The following is a 24,524-nucleotide window of genomic DNA, read 5'->3' as shown; positions in this document are numbered from 1 at the left end:
TCTTTCAACTTGAGTCCCCTGTCCCCATCCCTTACAACTGAGGACATGAAAAATTTACTGCAACTTAAGAACCTGACCCTTGCTCTTCTTCTGTCCCTGTTAGTTGGCTGTGCCGTCACCTTCAAAAAGGCCGAGTTTAGCCTTCCACCGAAGGCCGCTGACGAGGTTTCCGTGATGTCTTTCAACGTCGAAAACCTGTTCGACACGACCCACGATGAAAACCGCAACGACTATACTTACCTGCCGTTGGCGGTGAAGCAGAAAGACGCAAAAATTGCCCAAGCCTGCAAAGACACCAACGACAGTGCTTACCGCGTGGGCGAGTGCCTTTCCACCGACTGGAGCGAGGAACAACTCGATAAAAAGCTGCAAAACCTTTCCAAGGTGGTTCTGGGCGTAGACGGCAATGGTCCGGACGTTCTGATGCTGATCGAAGTAGAGAACGAAAATGTTCTTAATATCTGGAACAAAAAATACCTGCAAAAAGCCGGCTACAGCACCGTGGTTCTGATCGAGGGCCCGGACAAACGCGGTATCGACGTGGGCTTGATGTCCCGTCTGCCAGTGGTTGGAAAACCGGTTCTGCACCCAATCCCTTGGAAGCCTAAAAACGACGAAGACAAAAAATGGATGGAAGCCTCCCGTGGCGTCCTGGAAGTGACCCTGAAGGCGCCTAATGGCGATCCTATCACCTTCCTGACGGCCCACTTCCCGTCCCAGGCCAATCCGACCTATTGGCGTCAACAGGCTGCGGAGTTCGTGGCTAAATTGATCAAAGACAAGGGGCCGGACACCATGGTTATTGCCGGCGGTGACTTGAACATCACCCACGAAGAAGAAAGCAAAGAGCACATCTTCCGTGACACCTTCAGCCCGGTGGGTGACGTTTCCCACTTCGTAGGCTGCAAAGAGTGCCCGGGCACTCACAACTATCGTAAGAGCTGGTCTTTCCTGGATGCGCACATCTATTCCAAAGCGCTTCTGGAAAAAGGTTCTGGCAGCTATAAAATGGAGCCAGGCACAATCGACGTGATCCGCTACGATGAAGTTCATTTGAAAAAGGGCAAGTACCCACTGCGCTGGGACTATGACCGCCAAATCGGCGTGGCCGATCACTTCCCGCTGTATGTTCGTTTAAAACAGCGTAGTGAGGCGAAAGCTCCGGTAAAGGACCCAGCTCCTGCCAAAGAAGCAAAGCCCGCTAAAGACGCTAAAAAGACGAAAAAGAAGTAGTCTTCAGACGCTCAAAATAAAAAAGCCGCAGATCAAAGATCGCGGCTTTTTTTTTGCCGAATCACGCACCCTTCTGCTCCCCAAATCGAATCTATTCTTCCTCGCACTTCCCCACTTCTTGCAAAATCTCCTTATTGAAAAAGTATATACATTGTATTACACTAAGGAGGTCGCTTTGGAATTCGAGTGGAACTCGTCCAAAGAGAGGATTAACCACAAAAAGCACGGCATCTGGTTTGACGAAGCGAAGACCTGCTGGTCAGACAGCCATTCACTGGAGTTCTATGACGAGCCTCACAGCCAATCCGAGGATCGCTTTTTAAAGCTTGGGTACTCATTAAAAGGACGCCTGCTGATGACATCCTTTTGTGAGCGCGTACATGGCAATACAATTCGTCTTATCTCGTCCCGCAGGGCCACCGACAAGGAAAGAAGATTTTATGAAGAAAGAATATGATCTTAAAAATCTGAAACAAAAGAAAAGCCGTACTGTCTCCAAAGACGAGGTAGGCAAGATACTTATCAGCATGCGCATCAACACCAACGATCTGGTTGATCTTAAAACCGAAGCAGATCGACTGGGAATACCCTACCAAACCCTCATGGGAAGCATCCTGCATCGCTACATCACCGGAGAACTCCTGGACAAAAAAGGCGCTGAAATCCTAAAGATGATCAAAGACGTCTCTTAAAACAAAAAAGCCGCAGATCAAAGATCGCGGCTTTTTTTATTTTTAAGAACCCTCACTGCCAAGCCAAGCGGTTGGTCAAAAAGGCTCAGATCCGAGGCGGAGGGCGTCCCTCGCAGCGCAGGCGTGCCCCAGGCACGTCGAAGCGAGAAGGCCGACCTCCAACGAAGGAGATGGGCCTTTTTCACCAACCGCGCTCGATTAGTAGATCAGCATCAGGGAAAGATCGATCGTCGGGCGGGAACCACAAGCGCCGTAAGTGGACTTGAAGCTGGACTGAGTCACTTCAATTCCTTCAGCGGTGGAGATCATGTTCTTAGGATTTTTACCCTTCATCACCGTATCAAAGATCGCCACGTTGCAAAGCCCCTGAAGCTCAACAGACATTTTGCCAGCTTTCATAGACGAGGTCCAAGGCTTGCCGCCTTCTTTTATATAATCAAGTTTCGCGTCAGCATTTTTCACAGCTACTTTACCCGCCAGAAGTTCTTCCAAAGAAACTTCCAGTTTTTCAGAGAACTCATACTGTTCACGAGTCGCTGCATTTTTCAGACGGCCATTGATAACACCTTTAGCCGTGATGCTGACTTTCAAAACGCCGTTTTCGTTCAGCGCCTCAACAACCGCTTCGTCTTCGTTCATGTTCACGAAGGTCTTTTCCAGATTCTTCTGATCCAAAGAGTTGCGGGATTTTTTAGAAACAGCCTTCACCGTCGCCACCTGGCCATCAACATAAGTCACATCGACTTCCCATGTTTTAGTCAAAGTGTTCGCGAACTCACCTTTGGATGTTGTGTAGGCAGTGACAACTTTATCAGCCACCAGTTTCACTGTGTCGCCACCGTCATCACGCTTGGTCACTTCCGCTTTATAAACAGACTTGTTAACGTCCTGAGAATCCAGAGCGTAACGAAGTACTTCCAAACCTTCCAGTTGCTTGCCTACGATAAGCGTCGTGCTGGAGAAAGAGCCGAACTGGAACTTGAAGCCCTGTTGACCAGGCTTAGTGTTCTTTTTGTTCTTGCGCTCGTTCTGCGCGATGATCTTTTTACGAACGGCATCGGTGGTAACCGCTTCGTCTTTCGGCGTACAAGCTGTCGTCAAAAGTGCAGATGAAATAAATAGGACTGAAAGTAGTTTGGCTGTTTTCATGGAAAAGGAATGTAGCCGGAAAGGACGTTTTCCGCCAGTGGGTCCGTCGATTCCTTCAATAATTCTAACCAATTCCTGAAAATTTACAGACGTGTCAAAACTGTGAACAGGCAGCGCAAGCCGCCATTGTTGATTTTAACCTCTTTAAGCAGTTTATAGCCCGCCGGCACCGTCCCAAGACGCTCTTTTTCGGGGTACAGAACGCCCAATTTCAAGGGCTTATGACGCTCACTGAGAAGCTTCACCAGGGTCTTCAGCCCCCCGCTTCCGGCCACCGGAAGGCGCTCGCCGTAGGGCGGATTTACCACCAGCCACGAAGTACCCACGTCCTCGCTGATCTCCAGGGAATTGCCCTGGATGAACTTGTGAGGTGCTTTCACAAATGCCGCTTTTTGCACAGCTTGCAACTGACGCTCGACTTCGCTGAAGTTTCCTTCCGCGGCCGGGATCATAGCGGCATCAATATCAAAGCCGACATAGGCCTTAAACGGATGAACCGCAGGCAGCTTATAATTCAGAGCAAAACTGGAAGACTGGAAAAGCTTCGGGGCGCGCTTCCATTTTTTGAAAGCAAAGTCCCGCACAAACTGCCCGGCCCACAGAGCACGTGCCTCACACAAGAAAGTGCCTGAACCCATCATCGGATCCAATAACGTGATTTGCGCCGTTTCTGCTGGGTTGGTGTTGCCAATGATTTCCTTTAACAGGATGGCCGCCAAAGTCTCTCGCAAAGGAGCTTCACCTTTCAGTGTGGCCCAGCCGCGCTTGTGCAGATGTTCCCCTGTGGAATCAAGACTGATCGTGCAGGTATCATCATCCATGCGGATGTAGATGCTGGCGCAGGCTTCTTTGCCTTTGACACCTTTAAAAATTTCAGTCAGGGCAGCTTCGGCACTTTCCTGCAGGCGTTTTTCGTTGTTCAGACGGCTTTTTTGCGCCGCCACTTCCCACTCGACATGGGCGTGAGGCAGAAAATCAATCCACGGCAGGGCTTTGAACTTTTGATAGAACTTGGGAAGATCCTTCGCTTTGAACGAGGTCATTCGCAGCAACACACGATTGGCGGTCTTCAGGAAGAAATTCAACTGCAGACCAATGACCAATTCCGTCTCGAATTCAAAACCGCCCTCAAGCACGGTGACTTCCGGAAACGGCAAAGTATGGGGCTTGGCATCCTTCCCCAACAGGAACGGCCAAACCTCTTTCATTTCAGCCAAAGCCAACTTTTCAAAATCAAGCGGTGTTGCAACAAAGAATCGATTCATTTTAGAATCTCCAATACGCATCAAACAGCAGATAATAGCCGTCTTCCGGGGCGTACTTTAGGGAAGTGATGTCAGTGGAGTTCAGCGAGAAGCTCAGATGGAACTGATCCCAGATTTTGACATAGCTGAGATAACCCCCGACGGCTTTGGATTCGAAGTTGTACGACGGACCCAACAAAACGCGGTCCCAGTTGTCGAGGATGAATTCATAACCCGTCTGGAAGGAGCTTGTTCCCAGGGACTTGATGGCCGTGGTATTAGCGGCATCTTCAAAGCTGAAAAGAGCCACGGACAAAAGCGTGTGCGAAACCACACTTTCAGAAGAAATTGAATCCCAGTAGATATTTAAATTCAGAGTGGAACGATTTTCGTTCGGAATGCGCGCAAAGTTCAGACCCCCGGCAAAGTTATTGGAAGCGGACTGGTAAAGACGTGATTTGATCGTCGCATTGTAAGCCCCCAGAATGTCCGCCGGGATGATGGAAGAAACCGTCAGCCACTCTTTCCAGCCATAGTTCACCTGACCGAACCAGGTTATCAGGAACTCGTCCTCCCACAGGGTTTCGGCCGTCTCACCGACCGCGATACCTTGGGTGAACAAAGGTTTGTACTTGGACGAGGTTTCTTTCGTGCCCTTTTTGATGATCAGGTCCGTGGTGCCCTTATAACGATTGTTTTCAGAGCTTAAATCCAAATGCATGACCTGATCGCCGATCTGGATGAAGTTCATACGGGACTGGCGTTGAAGTTCGCAGATCAGCTCATAGGTGCCGTCTTGCTTGTTCTCGATGCCGGTCACCTCGACAAAGCCCACAATGCCCACGGAAGGGGTCTGAGACTCGATGGCGACCATTTCACCAATGTACCAGTCACTGGCAGTCGTGATCACGCGCAAGGTTTTGTTGTCGATAAAGGAATCAATGCGCCCTCGGGCTTCGGCCATGGGCTTTGGCATTTCCATGGCGGGCTCACGCAAAATAATAGGAACCTCTTCATCCATGGAGGATGAAGCCTGTGCCATAAAGGACACAAAACAGGTTGTCAGCACCAGAACAAGCCGCAGCATGTTCCGGAGCCTAACCTAGTTTTCCACCTTGTTCAATTGGTCCTTGAGGGTGCCGAAAAGACGGGCGATTTCCATGCGCTGAGCATCGTCAATGCCCCAAAGCTTTTTAAACTGGAAGCTGGCTATACCACCCGCCCCCGGGATTTCACCATAGAACACCAGATGCGCAAAACCTTCCTTGATCAGGAACTCGTAAGTGCCCGGATTCACCTTCTTGAAGAAGGACATGAATCTTGGGGCAGAGGCATACACCTCATCCACTGACAGACCTTGATTGTGGTCTGTGTCGTAAATGACCATGATGGTTTCAATATAATGAAGAATCGTCACCATCGTGCGCACGTTGGCTGTTTCAATCAAACCTGCGCGTTGGGTCGGCGTCACGGAAGCCGCCAGCAGATAGTCAAAGAACTGCTTCCACTGGGCGGCAGTTAAACCGCGCACGTAATTCACCATGCCAGGCATATTTCCAAAGTACACACCGATATGCTTGCGCAGTTGTTCGCGGAAACAGTCTTCTTTGTAGTAGTTAAAGCCAAAGACGTCCCTTTCTTCAATCGCACACTGAGCCAGCTTCATGTGATCAGACACGGCATTGGAGGTCCCGAGACCGGCCGAGAACAGCGTCGTCACAAATTCGAAAGTCTCTTTCTGATCCATGCCATCGTTGCCGTTCCCACTGAACGTGAAGAAATTCGCCTCAAGGAAGCTGCGGGAACCGGAATTCGCTGAACGCGGGTCAAAGGCTTTCAGATCCAGCCCCAGTTCCTGGAAGTCTTCATACCAGGACACCAGGCCCTTTTCACTCATCTGGGACTGACTCAAGCGGCCGCCAACATTGTCGGCATAACCCAGCATCAGCATGCGCGAAAGAACACGCATCAAGTTGAACTTGGTCAACGCCGCCCAGCTCTGTTTGGTCTGGCTGGCGGTGGCTGAAATAATCAAACGTCCATCGGCATTGAAGTTCACCATCGTTGGATTCTTGATCAGATCCCCGATGTCAGCCCAGGCATTTTCCAGGGCCTTTTGTTCAAAGGCGTCGTCAGTAAGACCCTTTTCAATCACATAGGTCTTGTTGAACTTGTTGTAGTACTCAATCAACTGCTTTTGTGTGACCCCTCCGCCCAATTCATCCATGGGGATGTTGTCGATAAAGCTCTGATGCAGTCGGAAGATATTCAGTTCGCGTTGGATGCTCAGGATGTGCTTCTTTTCTAGTCCCAGCAGACTGCGGGAATCCGCCACGCGCGCCGGATCCAGAATCTTCATCAGCACGGCTTTATAAGTCTTGATCAGGGATTTGGGCTGAATCATGTCCGTCGCAGAAGGCAGAATCTGATTGATCAGATTGTCGATGTCTTCAACCGGAATGCGGCCCGCTGTTTTCATCTGGTGGGAGTTCAACAACAAGCCCAGGCCTTGGGAAAGGAACTGACTGGTCTGACGGACTTTGGCGGCATTGGTGAACTCAAAGTCACCAATGACATAATGATATTTCAAAGCCAGTTCATACAGATCCAGCAAAGTATCAAGACTTTCACTCCACTGATAAAGGCCCGCAAAATGCGCGCGACGGCCCATCAGTACGACTTTGACAGATTCCACCATTGGAACCCACTGACTGTATTTCTGGTAAGGCGCAAAGGGCTCTTCACCCCGGATGAACTCGGCGAATCCTGACAAGGCTTTCTTGGCGTCTTCAAAACTGTAATCAGATTTGGCAATCTGTGTTTTTTCAAGCAAACGCTGCAATGAACGGCGCAACTGATCAACGGCTGCAGAAATCTGCTCCCACTCGGTCTTGTCATTCTGATTCTGATTCAAAAGCAATTTCACATGCGGTGACAACTCGATGGACTCATCACGCAGCAGCCCCAGGATCTCAACCAGACGCACGATCTCGTCTTTGGTGATATGACTGGTGGACCCACCCAAAAGGGCGCGCTTGATTTTCATCAGTTCGGCCGCGAATTCCGGAGTGACATTGTTCTTTTTCAGGAAGTACTTGCCAAAGAACCGGCGCATTTCCTCGACGGTATAAGCATTTTCCAAAGAACCGAAAGTCTTTTTATTAAAGTAGTTCAAGGCATCCGTCATGCAGTCAAAGCCCTGACGGATTTCAGATTCCTTGGCCTCACCGACCGAGAACTTTTCCAGATGCTGCGGAATCACCTGAAGACACGCAAAGCGCGTGTCAGAAAACTCAATCACTTCCGGTTCAGCCTTCTTCCCATTCAGGAAGTCACTGCAACCCACAGAAGACAGACCAAATGCCGACACCAAAATCAAAGATGCAGCCCTCTTCAAAACCGCCATAAAAGCCTTGCTAGGAGCGTTAAAACACATAGGCGGCTCCTAACATCAGGCGGTCGTTGTTCTCGAATTGGGCGATGTCGTTTTGATTTTCCTGGCTTGCCGGTTCGGCTTTCACCATCTGCATTTCTCCGATGAAGGACCACAGGCCCGACAGACGGAATCTGGCGCTGACACGGATCAGGTCAAATTTGTTTTTTTCCGAATGTGTATAACTGACTTTGGTGATCAGTTTTTTCGTGCGCTTGAAGCTGAAGTTCCCCATCAACGACAACTGGGTTGCCTGCTGATACGGGTAACGGGTCATCAAAGGCGCGCGGTTTTCATTGGCAAGTTCGCCCTCTTCAGTGACTTTGCCGCCATAGATTTCCAAGTGCTGCAAGGCCACGCCGAAATAGGAGTTAGTCCACTCAATAAACGGGCTGACCAAAACGGCATCTTCAAATGTCGGATGGGTCCATTTTTCTTCAAAGATCTCATCCTTGCTTGGCTTGTCATACAATCCACTGACGCCCAAGCGCAGACGATCGGATTTATAGCTGATATCACCACCCACCAACGAGTGATAGAAGACTTGCGGCTGCAGATTGACCGCCCCTTTAAGTTCGGCGACGTTCAAATTGCCTTCATAACCGATAGCCAATTGATTGGATGGTTTGTAGGTATAGGCCAGTTGCCCGCGCAACCCTTGCGGGTCACCAAAGGCCAGCTTCATACCAAAGGAGTTTTGCAAAACCACTTCCGTCTCTGACGGCTTTTCGAAAGTATAATCGATGGCCGTGGCCTCTTCCCAGATACGGATGCTTTCTGGCGGACGGCGGAACCAAGGGTTGCCTTTCACGAAGCTGCCGTTTTCGATATCGAAGCTCGGCCCCTGATCCGGAATATAGATCGGTGAAGCAAATAACAAAAGCGTGTAATAAGGCTTGTCAACCTGCCAGAAAATCCCGGTCAACCCCTGGCTTTCGGCGTTCAGGGGATTCCACTTGAACAAGGGCTCCCACACACCCAGATCCCAGCGGGCGTCCAGTTCATTCCACAGCATTTTTTTGCGCCCCATATAGAAATTCTCAGTTTCACTCAGGCGCGTTTCCAGATAGAACTCGGAAATATTGAGGTAATTTAGCAACGGAGCCCCAATGGCCACACCACCGGAAACGTCCATCTTAAATGGCGCCTCGCTGAAGGTTTCGCTTTTTAACTGGGCTCCGACAAACTGATAATTGGTCTTTTCCGCGGCCTCAAAGGTCGGGCTGATGAAAGAATCCGAGAATAAACGCATCTCCGTCTGCACCTGCGCAGACGCAAAAAACGGGGTCAAAACCAGCAGCATGAACCCGATCAGAGATGTGTTAAGGGCCCCCAAAACGGGGACTTGTTTGAAAGCCATGGGCCTCCCATCAATGAGCTTTACTTCAATGCCCATGCCCGGCCAGATCGCCTATAGGCGATTACCCTTTCCACCTTTTAAACAAGTGACCTTTTTCGGCGCCTTTGATAGATTAGTCCCATGTTGGTACGGGACCCTAATAGTGCTAAATTTTTAATTATTCGCTTTTCCAGCTTTGGAGATGTCGTTCAGACTTTGAGCGTTCCTTCGGCTATCAAAGAAACCTATCCCAATGCAGAGATCCACTGGATCACCCGCAAGGACATGGCCCCTTTACTGAAGAACCATCCCAACATCCATCGCATCTGGGAGTTTGATCGCAAAGCCGGTCTCAACGGTCTGATCAAACTGTGCCTGCAAATGCGCAAGGAAGGCTTCACGCACATTTACGACGCCCACAACAACATGCGCTCCCGCGTGATTTCCTGGATCTTGCGTCCGCTGGGAATCCTGGGCATGGGGCCGAAGTTCATCCGCCGTTCGATCCGCCGTTGGAAGCGTTTGCTGCTGTTCAAATTCCGCATCAACACTTTCGAAATGCCCTTTAATGGCCAGCGCGACTTGCTGGAACCACTGCAGCCTTGGGGAATTTCCCGTAAAGCCCCCGCCGCCCCGCAAATCTTCCCCAGTGAAGAAAGCTATCAAAAAGCGCGCGAAGTGCTGGGTCACTATGCCGGGTCAGTTGCACTGGCTCCGTCAGCGGCGTTCTTTTTAAAACGCTGGCCGAAGGAATACTGGCAGCAGTTGATTCTGCTGTGCCCGGATCAGCGCTTTGTGCTGCTGGGTGGTCCTGAGGATTCCTTTATCGAGGACATCAAGGCCGCAGCTCCGGAAAGAGTTTTAAATCTGGCGGGCAAATGCTCTTTGCAAGTCAGCTCCAGCGTTGTCGGCTTGTCTACGGCGTTGATCAGCAACGACACCGGGCTTTTGCACGTGGCCGAACAACTGGGACAAAAAACCATCGCCCTGATGGGACCTGCTCCGTTTGGATTCCCGTCCCGCCCATCCACGAAGATTCTTGAAATTGAACTGAAGTGCCGCCCGTGCAGCAAACACGGTCAGGGCCCTTGCGTGAATAAATTCAAATATCACCAGTGTCTGGTGGACATCACACCCGAACAAGTGGCGATGGAACTAAAACAGCTGCTGCAACGGAATCATCCATGAGCGCTTTGATTTTCTATTTCTATAAACTCGCCATAGTCCCTTTGGCCTATTTGCTTTTGCAGCTTTTGCGCCCGTTCCTGCAAGGCAAATTGCGCGAGATGATCGAGGACAAAAACAAAGGCTTTTACAAGATCAAAAAGGCCGGCAGCGAAGCTGATATTGCCCAGGCACGCCCGTTCTGGATTCACGCGGCCAGTGGCGAAATTGAATACGCCCGCCCGGTGATCCGTGAACTGAAAAAACAGCATCCGAACATCCCGGTGCTGGTGACGTATTCTTCCCCGTCAGCAAAAAAGATTCTGGAAAGCCTGCATGACGTGGATGTGTGGTGTGCGCTTCCCTGGGATCTGGATTTCCAGATGCAGAATTTTATCAAACGCTGGAACCCGCGGGTTTTGCTTTTCTCGCGCACGGATGTGTGGCCCGTGCTGGTGTCAGTGACTCGCAAAATGGGCATTCCTTCAGCGCTCTTTTCAGCCACCTTTGCAGATAATTCTTCCCGTCTTAAAGGCATCACCCGCCATCTGACCCGTTATTCTTTGAATCATCTTTCAGAGATTCACTGTGTGTCGGCGGAAGACATTCAGAATCTGGATACACTGGGGCTGAAAGTCCCAATGCTGGTCAGCGGTGACACCCGTTTTGATCAAGTCTTTCACCGTTTGGAAAACCCAAAGGCGCTCAAGAACCAACTGATTCCAAGTCCTGAAGATTTCGTTTTTATCGCCGGTTCCACCTGGGGCGAAGACGAACTTGTCCTTTTGCCAGCCTTGGAAAAGATGAAGGGCATTTACATGCGCGTGATTTTAGCGCCGCATGAAACCACACCCGCCCACCTGGAACATCTGGAAAACCAGATGAAGGCTTTGGGACTTTCTTATGTTCGTTACTCTCAAACTGAGGAATGGCCGGCAGGAAGTATTCTGCTGGTGGATCAAGTCGGCATTCTGGCTGAACTTTACACTTGGGCCGACATCGCCTTTATCGGCGGATCCTTCAAGAAACAAGTACACAGTGTGATGGAAGCTCTGGCCGCCGGATTGCCAGTCATGGTGGGGCCCCACCATCGCAACAACCGCGAAGCTTTATTCTATCAGAAAAAGAATTATTCATCCGGCATGATTGTGCAGGTGGTTCATTCCTCGGCGGACATCGCAGTGTTGCTACAAAGAATGAAAAAACAACAGGAACAGATCCCGCACATCAAAGAGGAAATCAGATCCGAAATCGGCAAGAACCGAAACTCCACGCAAAGAGTTCTTTCCGCCATTGAAAAAGTCATTTACTGATAATCACACGTTGACCACAACGCAGTCCGTCCTCGTAGCGATGGCGGACCGCAGAATTCACTCATCACGAACCGTCTAAAATCAGAATTAATACATCAAAAACAAAAAAAGACCGAACATTGCTGTTGGTCTTAGTTTGTTCATGCATTTTAGAAAGACCCCAGCAAGTGGGGTCTATTACTTAATTTACGCAAGTCTATTCAATGTCGATAGCTTCGAAATCAATCGTCAAGCCAACGCCGGGCCCTTGATAGTCCCACTTGATACCTTCAGCCAGCAGGATGGAACGCGTGGCAGGCTCGTAAACCCAACCTTCCGTCACACTGTTTGGAATCACTTGCGTTCCGTACTTCACCACGATGGTTTTTTCATTCGGAGTACGACTGAGTTTCACTGAACCTGCCGTGCGACGAACGATATCACGGGCAAATTCCGCCAGCTTCACACCAAAATCCGGAGCACAAAGACTTAGAACATTAGTCTGAGCTTTATCACCATTAACCACAGACCCCAAGAACTCCTCAAGCTTGCCATCTAGCGACTCGCTGGAAGGACAGATATCCTCCTCTGCCAGTTTGTTGATAACACCATAGGCAAGAACCTTGTTAGGATCGCCTTTTTTGGTGTTCAGGAACTGCTGGAAGTCCTTCGGCGACAGTGTCGATTGCTCTTTCGCATCCGTGATGAAAATCACAGCAAGGAAGGCATCCTGACGATAGAAGCCGGCATTCACCCCCACATCCAAAGGCGGACTTAACGCCGCCACCACCGGAGAAAACATCATCTCACTGACGTCCCCGTCCAAACCCACCATCATCTTACTGGACAAGATACTAACCAGATTCGGAGTCGAGTTTTGCACAAATGACGGAGTCCCGACAAGTTTCCCGCAGGCATCTGGCTTGTTCGAATACCGGCAAGCCATATCTGTCGTCAAAACACCGATGTGATAATCCAGGATGGACACCTTGGAAATACCATCAGCAAAAGCCGCCGCATTTCGACTCAAATTGCTTTGGGCATCGTCCATACTGGCCGAGTTATCAATCACGAACAGAATATCCACCTTCGGATTGAAGATGGCGAAGTCCGCTGGTTTTTCAGAGACTTCCTCTTTGTTGATTTTAGCCTTGGGGATCAGTTTTGTGGATTCGTTTCCACAACCGGAAACCATTGCAAAAGCCATCAGCAGGCTCAAAGCCTTGATCGAAGACTTCATCCTTACTCCTTCACGCTGTCTTTAGCACAGCCTTTTTTCACATCGACTTTGAAGTTGGACAATTCGTCGAACCAGATTTCTTTGTCATTAGAGAAGCTCATCGCATATTTGCCAGAAGCACCGGTGGAACCTTTTTTGGTTTCAACTGCTCCGGCGTGTTTGATGAACTTGCTGGCGGAATCCACCTGCTGAATCATCTCAACTTCCACGATGCGCAGACGCTGCATCACTTGTTTGGAATCTTCCAGCTCGGCCTTTGCCAGCTCTTGGACTCGCTGGTAACCAGCACCTTGGGTCATGTCTGCACGGGTTTTCACCTGATTTTTCAAGGTTTCAAACTGGCCTTGCAGATTTCCGAAGGTCAAAGAACGCGCATACAGCTTTTCAGCAAGATCCGCTTCCTGATTCATGTACTGATGTCTTTTCACCAAAAGGTTCAAAACCTCGTCGCGAGAAGCCACTGCCGGCAAAAGATGAGCATCTTTACCCAGCTTCGCCGTGCCGACCGGGCCTTGGGCCAACGCCTTCATCAGGTTTGCCACAGCCGGTTGGTGAGGATCTGCACTCAGTTTTTCAAGGGCAATCAGGTGCTCGCCGAACTGGCCTTTGATGGATTTCATGGTCGTCAGAACGCCGGAATAATCACACACTTTCAAACTGGTGAAAGAATTCAACAGATAAGACTCAATACCCACCCAGCCTTTGAAGTGCGGGTAAGTCAAAGTCTTGGTGATCGCCATCGCGTTTTGTGGCTCGCCTTTTCTCATGTAAGCCCAGGCCATTTCTTCCTGAGCCTGGAACCAATAATCAGATTTCTTGGAGATCTTTTCGTAATACTTCAATGAAGCATCCAGGAATCCGTTCTGATAAAGCAAACGTCCCGCCGTCAGGGTCATCAGATCCTTGTCGATCGGGTTGTTTTTCGCTTTCATCAAGTGCGCCAAAACCTGAGCGGCCTTGGAGGCATCCCCTTTGATACCTAGATTCAGAACCAACTGCCATTGCAGAATGTTTCTTTCTTTGGAATCAACCGGAGTTTTTTTGATCAGTTCCGTCAAAGCGGCGATGTCTTCAGTAACATAGCTTTTTTGCAGAACCACGGCCATTTCCGCCGCCTGACCGAAAACTTGAGTCCAATAAGGATTCCAAGTCACCTGAGCCATGCCCCAGACCGGATCCTTGTCGTTCAGGTTTTCCTTCCACAGACTGATCACAGTGGCGTCAATCTTTTCAGGATTGGAAATCGCCAGCAGGTTTTCAACGCCCGTCAGCTTCAGACCGTTTTTATAGTTCAGGAAAGCTTCCAGAGCTTTCCCGGTTTCAGTCATCTGGAAAGCGGACTGATTGAAAGCCTGGCTCCACTGGAACAGAGCTTTTTCATAGTTCTTTTCCACCAGGAACTGGAAGAAGATGTTTTGCTCGGCTGAAGACGGGTTCACCGCTTTTTTCAGCTTGGCCACTTCTTCGCTTTCCACGAATTGAGCTTGGGCAGTGCTTGTTTTGCCTTCAAGAATGCTCATCAGGTCGTCTTCTGCAAGAGCGACGCTGTTCACACCCACCAGCAAAGAAGCCACTGTCAGGGATTTAATCAACATCATAGCATCCAACCCATTTGCACAGAGGCAACGTTTGTCATCATGTTCTCAGTTTTGTCGTAGTATTCCGCTTTGTACTGCTGAGCGCGGTACTCGATACGAGTCGTCAGGTTGTTGCTTAGCCAGAAGCCAAAACCCACACCCAAAGTCGCCGCTGGAGAAGTCCCCGTGGAAAGCTCCATCTGGCCGTAACCCGCAGTCAGGTAGGTGTCGAAGTGAGCCACGCCCAATTTGCCGAAGCTGAGTTTCCCCACAACCGGATACCAGTTCACCAGACCCAGAGTCTCAGACTTTGGATAAACAACCTGAGGGAACAGGTACTGGGGATCTTTTGGATTGGCTGCCGCCGCCTGATCGGCCTTGGAAACCATGGCTTTTCCTTCCGGAGTCAACGTGTTGAAGGAATAGTTGTACTTCACACCCACACTCCAGCTTGGATTGATGTGGTAGTGAGCATTCAAACCCACGTTGTTGGTTTTGTTGTAGGAATCCCCGCCGAACACGCCGGAAAATTCTGGCGCCAGTTCCACACGCTTGGTGCGGTTGATGAAGCGGTTTTGCACCACTTCGTTTTCAACTTCCGGATTCAGGGCTTTGGCTTTCATGTACAATGCCTCGTTGCCACCAAAAGAATCCACTTCCTGCTCGACCTGAGCATAGGAAACAGAAGACAAAAGAAGAGCAAAGATAATGCTTACTGATTTCATGGGTTCGCCGCCTTTACATTGATACGAAGTGTGTGAGTGTTGCTTGCGGTCTGGATAGAACGCGGAGAAACGCTTTCCACCTTGATAGTCACAGTCAAAGTTTTTGCCGCTGTAGTCGCATCCGTTTTAATCAAACCAGCGCAATCCAACTGAGAGCTGCTGCCATAGGCTTTTTTGCAGGTCAAGGAACTGCCAGGCAATGCAGTTGCCACATCATCGATGGAAACCAGACGGATGTTGGCAAAGTTAGCCGGATCATAGATCGAGAACGCCACTTGAACGGATTCACCCGCAGTGATGTTCGGGACGTTTTCCATCGTCATTTTTGTCGGACGCAAACGCGGTTCAACCGTCACTTCGCGCTTGTAGAAGTCCGAAACCACACCGTGCTTGGAAACCGCAACCAGACCGAAGCAGTAAGTACCATAAGCCAGGGTGTCGGCGTTATTCAGATTCACCACCACTGTGCCGGTGTACTTGCCCGTGGAGCCGGCCACGTCCTTGATATTTTTCACCTCAACAAAGTGAGAAATGGAATCAGAGGAATAGCTGGCTGCACAGTCACGCACCTGAACAGACACGTTTTCTTTGGCATAAGCATCGATATCTTCCAAAGTCACCGTCATCTCGTAGGATTTACCTGCGATCAAAACACCGGAGCTGCCTTCAATCGTGTTCACGATCGGCTTTGTGTAAGTGTTCTCAATGAAGAAACGAACTTCATGATTTCTTACGGACACGGTCGGATGAGTCGGAGTGGAGTCCGTCGCCAGAACCACTTTCAGGCTCATCGCCAGGTTTGGCAGGCTGCCAAGCAGGGCTTTTGACGGAGTCCAGAAGAACTCACCGGTGCTTTCATCAAATTTTGCCCCTGGGAAGTCCGCCAGATTCAGAACAATCATTTTAAAGGTCACGCCCGGAATCATCACGCGGCCGCCGACTTTGAACTGAACTTCAGATCCGACACGAGCGTTCACACGCTCTGGCGCATCCACCAAAAGGCCATCCTGCGGGATTGGCTTTTCCGGAACCGGTTTGTTTGTATCCGGCAGGTGTCCGTTACGAACCTGATCGGAAGCATTTGCCAATGGATCCTGCTGCATTTCGCAAGCAGTAAGGAACAAAACGCTGGTCAATAGTGCCAACAATACTTTCATTTTTTACCCCTGACCTTGTCTGCGCAAAACGAATGGATAAGTTACTTTTACATCCACGCCCCCTTGAGGCAGTGGGAACTTCCAGGTTTTCAAACGCATGGTAATACAATCTTCAACACCCTTGTTCGCCATGGAAGAGCTTTCCACAGACGCGGACTTCACCAAACCGTTGCCGCCGATGGTAAAGCCCATCGCCACACGACCACTCAAACTTGGAGTCCCCTGCAAGGCCTGCTCGTAACAGAAACGAACCTGACCCAGGTTGCGACGAATGACTTCATCAATCGCAGAACGATCCAGACCTTGAGCCACTTCAGCTTCGGCACCCAATGGAACCGGAGCACCGCCCGCAGAACCCACCAGGGACAAGCTGCCGTAACCCGCCTGACCGCCGCCTTTACCTTTGGTGCCGTAACCGCCACCACCGGCAATATTAGCTCCAGGGCCCAACGGAGCCGATGTGATGCCTTTGCCGTACAAAGACGTCTGCACACCACCGCTGCCGCCCGTGCCACCCAAGCCGACGCCGGCTGTGGTGTTCACGGCACCCAGATTCAAACCACCGCGCTGCTTGCCAGAACGCAGACTGCCCAGGGCAGACAATGCTCCGGAACGTTTCACCAGTTCCGCACGTTTTACCGGCATCTTGGTTGCGGTTGGATCCGCCATCATATTCGTGGTCGGAGCCACGGTGCGCTTGTGCTGTTCTTTGGCCTGAACGATCTTCACGACTTCCTGTTTTAGCTGCTCAGTCACCTTCGCGTTCTCTTTTGGAGCCAGCTTGAAGATGGATAGAAGCAACAACAAGATGGCAAAGGCCATCATCACGGAAGCTTTCAGATCTTTCTTGTCATCAGTACGAACCAGCAGGTCTGCTGGAACGGCTTTGACTTCCTTTACCAGGCGCATAGAGCCGAACTTGCCCAGTTGGACTTTTTTGTCTTTCATTTCGTCAAAATCAAGATCCGCAATAACAGAGAATTTGATTTTGTTTTTATCCAGAGCCGCCGTGTTCGTCACAACTTCCAGGCGTTTGGTGTCAAAGCGCTGGATCACCTGCGCTTTTTTCTCCGTCACCGGAATCTGGCGGGTCACATTGCCCAAATTGTCTTCAATAACCAGTCTTAAACTCATGGATTTTTCACCTCACCAAGGGTCGCAGATTGTTTCATGCGATCCTTGAAGTCTGCTCTGACGCCGATAAGGCTGTTCAGAACCTTGTCTTCTTCCACCGTGGTCACGGCCTCATCAGAGAAGTGATACTGACCGCTGACCAAAAGGTCTTCGAAGTTCACGTCCTGATTCTTTTTTGCCGGAGCTGTTTTTTCAGGAGCCGCCTGGACGGAGCCTGCCATCACAAGCATCATCAATACGTATTTCATCATTGCTGCTTCTCCTTCACTTCGGTGTCTTTCTTAGCCAGTGTCGCCAAACGGCCTTCCAGGTATTCCACCATGGATTTGCGCTGGGCTTTTTTCTCCAGAACCAGAGCCTCTTCGATGGCGCTGGCCATGAATGGATTCTGTTTCAGGTGGGTGCGGGCTTTTTCAAGCTCGACCAGAGTTGGTTTGGTTTGCGCGGACTCTTCCGCCTTGATTTGCGCTACCGCCGCAGTCCAGGTGGCTTTTTGAGCCTCTGGAGCAATCGCCGCCACCGCTTCGACTTCCTGGGAAGTGTACTGAGCCCACTCGTTGTTCTGAGTGGCAAAGGCTTTGTAAGATTCCAGAGCGCCGGTTTGTGCCCAGAATTCTTTGACTTTGGTTTCAGCCATCATCGCCGTGTTCTGATTCGGAGCCACTTGCTGGGACAGAATCGTCAGGTATTCATTTTCCTGTTCCGGAGTCAGACCCGCAGGCATTGGCAAAGACAAAGCTTCATTATAGAAGCGCGTGTTTTCCTTCGCCACCAGATCTAAAGCCAGCAACTGGGAAGACCAGTCCCCGGTGTTGATTGCCCGGTTTGCCAGAGCTTCCGCTTTTTCAAGCAGCTTCACACGGGCTTTCAGCCCCTGAGCGATGGTATTCTGGTTTTTGGTGTCGATCGTGTGAGACGCCAAAGGCGCGCTCAGCGCTTTCAAGTCTGCCAGGAAGACTATCTTTTCGATCATCACAAACGCATCTTGTTTGGATGCGCCTTTTTCCTTCAGAGCCAGATCCAAAGCTTTGCGATCTTTGGTGCGTCCGTAAACTTCCAAAGCGGCACGGGCATAAAGACCATTGTTGCTTTTAAAGTACATTTTGTAAGTCTCAAGATCCTTCACCGGATTTTTCGACAAACGGATCAACTGAGACGCGATCAAAGGCTTTTTGCTGTCGTCTTTGGACTGCTTCAGATACTGAGCGTAGTACTGCTGGGGATCTTTTTCCGCCAGCTCAGAATACATCGCCAGTTTCAGGACCTTGTCGTCCGCTGACAAACCCGCAAAGTTCATTTGCTCAGCCGTTTTCAAAGCCGTCGCAAAATCCAGTTCCAGTTCTGCGAACCAGACTTTACGGCCCAGGGCGAATTCACGCTCTTCGGCAGTCAAAGTCTTTTCACGCAACAGATCCTCGATGGCCACGCGGGCTTCGGTGATCTTGTTCAGCTTTTCGCTCAGAAGAATCTTGTTCTTCAAATATACTTTACGGTCTTCAGCACTTGCCGAAGCAGCATGGAAAGAACCCAATGCAGCCAAGGCTTGCTCAGGCTGGCTTTCAGCCAGTTTCGCCGACTGAGTCAGGATGGACTTTTGCTGGATCTGCTGGAAGTCCGCTTTTTTATCAGCAAACTTGCCCGCGTATTCTGCGGACCAAGCCATGATGCGCGCGTCGTCTTTCAGCAATGCCAAAGCATCCAGTGAAAGTTCCGCGGCTTGCGTGCGAATCGCAGCACTGCCTTGCGTGTTCAAAGCCAGTTGTTTCAACTGGTCCGCCGCAACGGCATAGTCGCCTTTTTGATAGATTGCATAGGTCTTCTGATATTGAACATCGAAGGACTTCTGTTTTAGAACCGAGTTCTGAAGATAGTCATCCTGAGCCGCAACCAACAGACTTGCATCTTTGGATTTTTCAGCATTTTCAATGCCCAAAAGCAGGTTCTTCTCAAGTTTTTCAGCTTGGGATTTTTTTGCTGCCGCATCTTTTTCAACATTGTGTTTAGCCAGGATTACCTTGTTCGCCAAAGCAGTCCACTGGGAGGCTAAAGCATAATTACCCGCCGTCGCCGCCGCCTGAGCACCCCACACATACATGTCTTCATCTTCAGCAAACACCTGGAAATATTCCTGGTACGCTGTCAGAAGCTCTGCACTTGGTTTGCTGTTTTCCAGACGGTTCCAGCCCACGATGAACTGACGAAGACCTTTTGCTGATTCTTCGCAGGTCGCAGCCGTACAATCCGTGGCACCCCAAAGACCCAAAGCAGTCTGATAGGATTTTGCCGCAGCTTGAGTGTTTTTAAGATCAAAGTTCAACTGCGCCATACGCACCTGGGCTTCCAGACGCATTTTTGGATCGCTTTGTTTTTGATAGACATAGTCCCAGGTTTTCAAAGCCTGGTCTTTTTGCCCCAGACGCAAACCTTCGCGGGCCAGCATCGTCACCTGTTGCAGTTTGAACTGTTCCGGAGAAAGGCTGTACAGAGTTTCTGCATCGCCATCCTTGATTCCGCGCGCGGCCATGAAGGTCGCCATATCGCGGGAAACTTCTTCCAGGAACTGCACATCCGCCACACCACGGGACGCCGCCATGCGGGACTGCAATTTCGGATTCTTCAGAATAACCTGAAGCTGGGCGATAGAGGCATCCATATTCCCCTGACGGAAAGAGCACCAAGCGCGACGGTAAGCCGCCAACCCCTGAGAGCTCGCCCCTTCAGTTGCCAGAACCTTGTCGTACAGACCTGCGGCTTTCGCAAAGTCAGACTGACGGAAAGCCATTTCCGCCAAAGACAGATTGGCTTCAGCCATCTCGATGGGCGTGGTCATGCCACCGTTGGTCAGCATGGCCTGATAGCTTTTTTCCGCAAGGTCATTACGGCCTTGAAGTTCGTAAAGATGGCCCATCTGCAAGTGAACCTTCGCCACAGACGTGGGAGGAACTTTGCTGAGAGCTTCAGTATAATAAGTCAGTGCTTTATCACGGTCTTTGGCACCCGCCGTGCAAACCGTGCAGCCATCGGCCAGTTCCTTCATGGAAAGTTGGCGACTGCGTTCAGCGTGAAGATCCGCCAGTCGCAAAAGCACAGCGGCTCGGGCCGGATCTGCCGGCGCCAAGCCCAGTTGTACCTGAGTCAGTTTTTGGATCAGAAGGTCTTGAGTCGACCCTGAGGCCATGGCGTGAGGGGCCGCAGCCACCCCAACTGTCATGGAGAAAATTAAAAGTCCTTTTTTCATTGTCGAGACCCCCTCTGTCTCTAAACTACTTTGGCAGATTTTACTTCATTGCCTATCTCATGAGTTACTTCATAACGACGGCAAACTTGATATCGCTGTAGCCCGCCTGATTCATCCCCAGAATAATCTGGTTCAGGAAGTCGTACTTCACACGACGATCCGCCTGGATGGTCGCGGTTCCCGGGAACTCCGTATTCGGATGCAGCTCCTGGTACTTTTTGCGAAGCTCAAGCAGCTCGGCCGTGATCGTGTTGGCATTCACCAGTTTATCTTCGACGAAGATTTTGCCGTCTTCGACTTTGATAACCGGATTTCTTTCCAGTACGTCTGCCATGTGTGCTTTGGGAAGTTCCTGTCCCTTGCCGATCATCAGAATGTCGCCTGTGCTGGAGAAATTCATCAAAAGGAAGATCACAAGAATAGAGAAAGCATCAATCAATGCGGTCAACAATAGATCCGCAGCGATCTGCCTTTTCATTTTGGCGCCGCGCGGAGTGATCGTGGATTGCCCCTCGATCATCCCGGTCAGCACTGAATGTTTTAAAATTCCATCAGTAACCACAAAACCCCCACTATAATGGAGAAACGCCAAGATCTGTCATGCCGGTTTTCTTAAGCTTGTCCATCACGTCGATGATTTCCTCGTACGCGGTGGAAGCTGTCGGCTGAATCAGTCCTGTGTTCAAAGATGGCTCGACCTGTTTCAGATTGGTCAAAGCCTTTTCCAACCCTGCCCAGTTCACCTGTTTGCCCTCGTGAGCAACGCGAAACTTGCGCAAAGATGCCGGCACCAGAGAGCTTTGCTGCACCTCCAGATCCAGATCTCCGGTAGCGGTCATGCGAATCCAGACCAGGGGACTTTTTTTCGTGTCCTCCTGAGCCTGTCCGCCAACCGCCTGTTTCACGTTCATCGATCCGACGTTCAACCACACAGCGGTGATCAAAAGGAAACAGATCGATACCGACAGCAAGTCGATGAACGGAATAAGGTTGACCTCAAAATCCAGATGCTTCTTGGAGTGTTTCATTGAACCCCCTTAAAAATTAAGCATCCAGCTCAGCAGCGCGCTCGGATTTGGAAGTTTTGATGTTGTAGGAAGTCATTGGCTCGTAAGAGTAGCTCAGCCAGTTGTAAACTTTCAGACCCGCTTGGTTCAGGTCTTCAGCCAGACGGTTGGCACGGTTCTGAAGGATTGCGTAAGCAACCAGAGCCGGGATCGCAGTGATCAGACCGTAAGCTGTCGCATTCATCGCCTCAGAGATACCAGCAGAAAGCAAAGAAGCTTTTTCCGCCGGATTCGCAAACGCCACGGCCGCGAAAGAGCTGATCATACCAGAGATCGTACCCAACAAACCAGTCAGGGTCGCCACGTTCCCGAACATAGTCAGGAAGCCCGTGCGGTGATCCAAAGCTGCATTTTCCTGGATAAGAACTTCGTCCATTTTACCTTGAATTTCTTCTTTACCGCCCAGGTTGCGAGCCGCAGTTGCACCCGCTGCAATTGCGCGAGCCACTGGATTTGTCGCCATAGCCGCTTGGGACTTGGAAATCACGGCATCCATTTCACCGCGACGGATGGACTCTTCAAAGCCCATTGCAAAGTCAAATTGAGTGATTTTACGACGAACGAACAAAGCGTAAGCTCTTTCGATCATGATTGCGATAGATGCGACTTGAATAAGCAAGATTGGCCACATCCAGAAACCACCGTGTTCGAATGCTACAGCCATTTTTGTCAGAAACTCCATTGTTACCCCCTCATTAATGTAACATTTCAATTACAGACCATGGTCCAGCAAATCGTAAAGGGACAAATGCAAGATGACACAACACAATATTATTTTTAGGTCAGGGAATAGTTGGCGAAACGAACGATTTACTCCTCCAAGCAAGTCGCGATCCTCTTACATCCTCTTACTGTACAAACAAGTTTCTCGAATGAAAAATTGCTTTTATGCAGTTTCCGATTTCACGCTTCTCCACCCCCGCCGCCCTCGCCACACATGGCGGAACAAAATTATTTTTATGTTGGTGCATATTATAGATATAAATCCATGACACACCGTTTCGATGCAAAGCCTCATGCATTGACCCCTCACACTGACAGGCAGAAGTTCTGTCGCACTGTCTGACCGCCTGGGAGTTTTAGTGTTTTCAAATGAATTGAAGCAACGTCGTCGCATTCTGCTGATCTGTGTTTTGAGCTGCCTCGTGGCTGTCGCCAGTGTTCTGGTGGCAAAGCTGCTGCTTTTGGGAATTGCCCTGTTCACGAACCTTTTCTATTTCCAAACATTCTCTGTGGCAGAAAGCAATCCCGCAGACAACACTCTAGGTGCCTGGGCTGTCGTGGTACCGGTCATCGGTGGTTTGATTGTTGGAGCCATGGCAAGATTTGGATCTGCCAGCATCCGCGGTCATGGCATTCCTGAAGCGATGGAAAATATCCTGCAAAAAGAAAGTCGCATCCCCCGTCGCATCACATTCCTAAAACCCCTGTCATCAGCCATCGCCATTGGTTCCGGCGGCCCTTTCGGCGCCGAAGGCCCGATCATCGCCACCGGCGGTGCCCTGGGATCCTGGCTGGGACAGATTGTGCCGGTCAGCGCTTACGAACGAAAAATCATTCTGGCTTCCGGCGCAGCGGCAGGCATGACGGCGATCTTTGGCACACCGTTATCGGCGGTACTGCTGGCCATCGAACTGCTCCTTTTTGAATACCGTCCCAAATCTTTTGTTCCCGTGGCGCTGGCGACCGCGGTGGCGGCGACTTTGCGTTCAGCCTTTATGCACACGGAAGCTTTCTTCACCATGCCGCCTATTCAGGCCCCGGACATGACCGGGCTGCTGACATATCTGGCGTTTGGCGCTGTCATGGGATTACTGGCGGTCGTTGTCACGAAGTCCATTTACTGGGTGGAAGACCACTTTGAAAAAATCCCCCTTCACTGGATGTGGTGGCCCGCACTTGGCGGCCTTGCTGTGGGCATTATCGGCCTGATTGAGCCACGCTCCTTGGGTGTGGGCTATGGCAATATATCGCTGAGTCTTGCGGGCAGTCTTACCGTCGGCGCCGCAGTAAGCATCTTCGTATGGAAGTTCCTGGCCTGGGCCATTGCGCTGGGAAGCGGAACGTCCGGCGGGACCCTGGCACCACTACTGACTTTGGGCGCCGCTTTCGGATTTATCATTGGAACGCTGCTGGCTCGATTTGTTCCCGAACTGCACACGGATATAAACACCATGGCCCTGATCGGAATGGCAGCCCTGTTTGCCGGATCTTCACGAGCACTCTTGGCATCCGTACTGTTCGCCCTGGAAGGAACCAAACAACCCGTGGGCCTGGTTCCTTTATTGGGGTGCTGTTGTATTGCTTATTTGATTTCAACCGTGATTATGAAAAACTCTATCATGACTGAAAAAATCGCACGCCGGGGCCTGAAGGTTCCCCATGAATACTACGGAGGATCCCACTCATGAGTCAGCAACGCATTCAAGCCACCGCCGGCAGCGATCATGTCGAGTACGGCACCGCCGACATCCGCTCGTATTCCCCGCGTGAAGTTCTGATCAAGTCATTGCAAAAGCTGGGAATGTTCTGGGGCCTAGCGATTTTCAGTATTCTGCTTCCAGTGGTGCACTTTGTTCTGACGCCGTTATTTTTTATTCTGGGAATCTATCTGTCCGTACGCGCGCGAAAGTTCCGTCACGAGATCTTGTCGGGCTCGATCCACTGCCCGCATTGCAAAACGCCAGTGACAATTGGCAAAGCCGCCTTTTTTGAGGAACACACGGAAATCTGCCAGAACTGCGCATCGGTTGTTCGCATTTCAATACCTGAAACCTAGCTAGCCATAAATCGTCACTGGTATTATAAAAATTCACCTTGCTGAATTTTCACGGGCACCT

Annotated in this window: 22 protein-coding genes; 7 read left to right on the top strand and 15 right to left on the bottom strand. The window is 50.4% G+C overall.

The window, feature by feature from the left end; all coding sequences use genetic code 11:
- Nucleotides 1–45 precede the first annotated feature (45 nt).
- The 3 genes from B9G79_RS07425 (at nt 46) to B9G79_RS07415 (ending at nt 1,925) form a co-directional block, all read left to right on the top strand.
- A complete protein-coding gene (locus B9G79_RS07425; protein ID WP_088564954.1) occupies nt 46–1,233 on the top strand; it encodes an endonuclease/exonuclease/phosphatase family protein in 1,188 nt (395 codons plus the stop codon).
- 175 nt (nt 1,234–1,408) lie between these two features.
- Nucleotides 1,409–1,690, top strand: a complete 282-nt coding sequence (locus B9G79_RS07420) for a BrnT family toxin (RefSeq protein WP_088564953.1) — start codon at nt 1,409–1,411, stop codon at nt 1,688–1,690.
- Entirely contained in the window at nt 1,674–1,925 is a 252-nt protein-coding gene (locus B9G79_RS07415) for a hypothetical protein (RefSeq protein WP_088564952.1), read from the top strand. The genes B9G79_RS07420 and B9G79_RS07415 overlap by 17 nt, the downstream gene beginning before the upstream one ends.
- A gap of 198 nt (nt 1,926–2,123) precedes the next feature.
- Here B9G79_RS07415 and B9G79_RS07410 read toward each other — a convergent pair whose 3' ends face one another.
- The 5 genes from B9G79_RS07410 to B9G79_RS07390 all read right to left on the bottom strand — a co-directional run bounded on the left by B9G79_RS07410 (nt 2,124) and on the right by B9G79_RS07390 (nt 9,111).
- Complete coding sequence (locus B9G79_RS07410; protein ID WP_232469254.1) at nt 2,124–3,074, bottom strand: hypothetical protein; 951 nt, start codon at nt 3,072–3,074, stop codon at nt 2,124–2,126.
- 83 nt (nt 3,075–3,157) lie between these two features.
- Nucleotides 3,158–4,339, bottom strand: coding sequence for a THUMP domain-containing class I SAM-dependent RNA methyltransferase (locus B9G79_RS07405; protein WP_088564950.1), 1,182 nt, complete (start codon nt 4,337–4,339; stop codon nt 3,158–3,160).
- Between the two features lies 1 nt (nt 4,340).
- Nucleotides 4,341–5,360: a hypothetical protein gene (locus B9G79_RS07400; RefSeq protein ID WP_232469253.1), complete on the bottom strand. Its 1,020-nt coding sequence runs from the start codon at nt 5,358–5,360 to the stop codon at nt 4,341–4,343.
- Nucleotides 5,361–5,420: 60 nt separating this feature from the next.
- Nucleotides 5,421–7,754 (bottom strand): hypothetical protein, encoded by a 2,334-nt coding sequence (locus B9G79_RS07395; RefSeq protein ID WP_232469252.1) that lies wholly within the window; start codon nt 7,752–7,754, stop codon nt 5,421–5,423.
- Nucleotides 7,744–9,111: a hypothetical protein gene (locus B9G79_RS07390; RefSeq protein WP_088564948.1), complete on the bottom strand. Its 1,368-nt coding sequence runs from the start codon at nt 9,109–9,111 to the stop codon at nt 7,744–7,746. Before B9G79_RS07390 ends, B9G79_RS07395 begins: the two co-directional genes overlap by 11 nt.
- A 195-nt stretch (nt 9,112–9,306) precedes the next feature.
- On the opposite strand from B9G79_RS07390, the gene B9G79_RS07385 reads away from it, so the two are divergent.
- Both B9G79_RS07385 and B9G79_RS07380 read left to right on the top strand, forming a co-directional pair.
- Nucleotides 9,307–10,278, top strand: a complete 972-nt coding sequence (locus tag B9G79_RS07385) for a glycosyltransferase family 9 protein (protein WP_232469251.1) — start codon at nt 9,307–9,309, stop codon at nt 10,276–10,278.
- Entirely contained in the window at nt 10,275–11,567 is a 1,293-nt protein-coding gene (locus B9G79_RS07380; RefSeq protein WP_088564946.1) for a 3-deoxy-D-manno-octulosonic acid transferase, read from the top strand. The genes B9G79_RS07385 and B9G79_RS07380 overlap by 4 nt, the downstream gene beginning before the upstream one ends.
- A 196-nt stretch (nt 11,568–11,763) precedes the next feature.
- Here B9G79_RS07380 and B9G79_RS07375 read toward each other — a convergent pair whose 3' ends face one another.
- The 10 genes from B9G79_RS07375 to B9G79_RS07330 form a co-directional block, all read right to left on the bottom strand.
- Nucleotides 11,764–12,786: a hypothetical protein gene (locus B9G79_RS07375; RefSeq protein ID WP_088564945.1), complete on the bottom strand. Its 1,023-nt coding sequence runs from the start codon at nt 12,784–12,786 to the stop codon at nt 11,764–11,766.
- 2 nt (nt 12,787–12,788) lie between these two features.
- Nucleotides 12,789–14,384 (bottom strand): tetratricopeptide repeat protein, encoded by a 1,596-nt coding sequence (locus B9G79_RS07370; protein ID WP_088564944.1) that lies wholly within the window; start codon nt 14,382–14,384, stop codon nt 12,789–12,791.
- Complete coding sequence (locus B9G79_RS07365; protein WP_088564943.1) at nt 14,381–15,088, bottom strand: outer membrane beta-barrel domain-containing protein; 708 nt, start codon at nt 15,086–15,088, stop codon at nt 14,381–14,383. The genes B9G79_RS07370 and B9G79_RS07365 overlap by 4 nt, the downstream gene beginning before the upstream one ends.
- Entirely contained in the window at nt 15,085–16,245 is a 1,161-nt protein-coding gene (locus B9G79_RS07360) for a hypothetical protein (RefSeq protein WP_088564942.1), read from the bottom strand. The genes B9G79_RS07365 and B9G79_RS07360 overlap by 4 nt, the downstream gene beginning before the upstream one ends.
- Before the next feature lie 3 nt (nt 16,246–16,248).
- Complete coding sequence (locus B9G79_RS07355) at nt 16,249–17,379, bottom strand: AgmX/PglI C-terminal domain-containing protein (RefSeq protein WP_088564941.1); 1,131 nt, start codon at nt 17,377–17,379, stop codon at nt 16,249–16,251.
- Nucleotides 17,376–17,630: a hypothetical protein gene (locus tag B9G79_RS07350; protein ID WP_088564940.1), complete on the bottom strand. Its 255-nt coding sequence runs from the start codon at nt 17,628–17,630 to the stop codon at nt 17,376–17,378. The genes B9G79_RS07355 and B9G79_RS07350 overlap by 4 nt, the downstream gene beginning before the upstream one ends.
- Entirely contained in the window at nt 17,627–20,617 is a 2,991-nt protein-coding gene (locus B9G79_RS07345) for a tetratricopeptide repeat protein (RefSeq protein ID WP_088564939.1), read from the bottom strand. The genes B9G79_RS07350 and B9G79_RS07345 overlap by 4 nt, the downstream gene beginning before the upstream one ends.
- A 64-nt stretch (nt 20,618–20,681) precedes the next feature.
- Entirely contained in the window at nt 20,682–21,179 is a 498-nt protein-coding gene (locus B9G79_RS07340; RefSeq protein WP_226988172.1) for an ExbD/TolR family protein, read from the bottom strand.
- 10 nt (nt 21,180–21,189) lie between these two features.
- On the bottom strand, nt 21,190–21,645 hold the full coding sequence (locus B9G79_RS07335; protein ID WP_011164797.1) for an ExbD/TolR family protein: 456 nt from the start codon (nt 21,643–21,645) through the stop codon (nt 21,190–21,192).
- 16 nt (nt 21,646–21,661) lie between these two features.
- Nucleotides 21,662–22,366 carry a MotA/TolQ/ExbB proton channel family protein gene (locus tag B9G79_RS07330; protein WP_038449640.1) on the bottom strand — a complete coding sequence of 235 codons (705 nt, stop codon included), beginning with the start codon at nt 22,364–22,366 and terminating at the stop codon, nt 21,662–21,664.
- 400 nt (nt 22,367–22,766) lie between these two features.
- Here B9G79_RS07330 and B9G79_RS07325 point away from each other — a divergent pair, with 400 nt between their 5' ends.
- The gene (locus B9G79_RS07325) at nt 22,767–24,095 is read left to right on the top strand and encodes a chloride channel protein (protein WP_088564938.1); all 1,329 of its coding nucleotides are present in this window, start codon (nt 22,767–22,769) and stop codon (nt 24,093–24,095) included.
- On the top strand, nt 24,092–24,463 hold the full coding sequence (locus B9G79_RS07320) for a hypothetical protein (protein ID WP_088564937.1): 372 nt from the start codon (nt 24,092–24,094) through the stop codon (nt 24,461–24,463). Before B9G79_RS07325 ends, B9G79_RS07320 begins: the two co-directional genes overlap by 4 nt.
- Nucleotides 24,464–24,524 lie beyond the last annotated feature (61 nt).

The sequence above is a fragment of the Bdellovibrio bacteriovorus genome, assembly GCF_002208115.1.
Taxonomy (GTDB): Bacteria; Bdellovibrionota; Bdellovibrionia; order Bdellovibrionales; family Bdellovibrionaceae; genus Bdellovibrio; species Bdellovibrio bacteriovorus_C.
The sequence above is the reverse complement of the archived record's forward strand: the minus strand, read 5'-3'. Positions and strand labels throughout refer to the sequence as shown.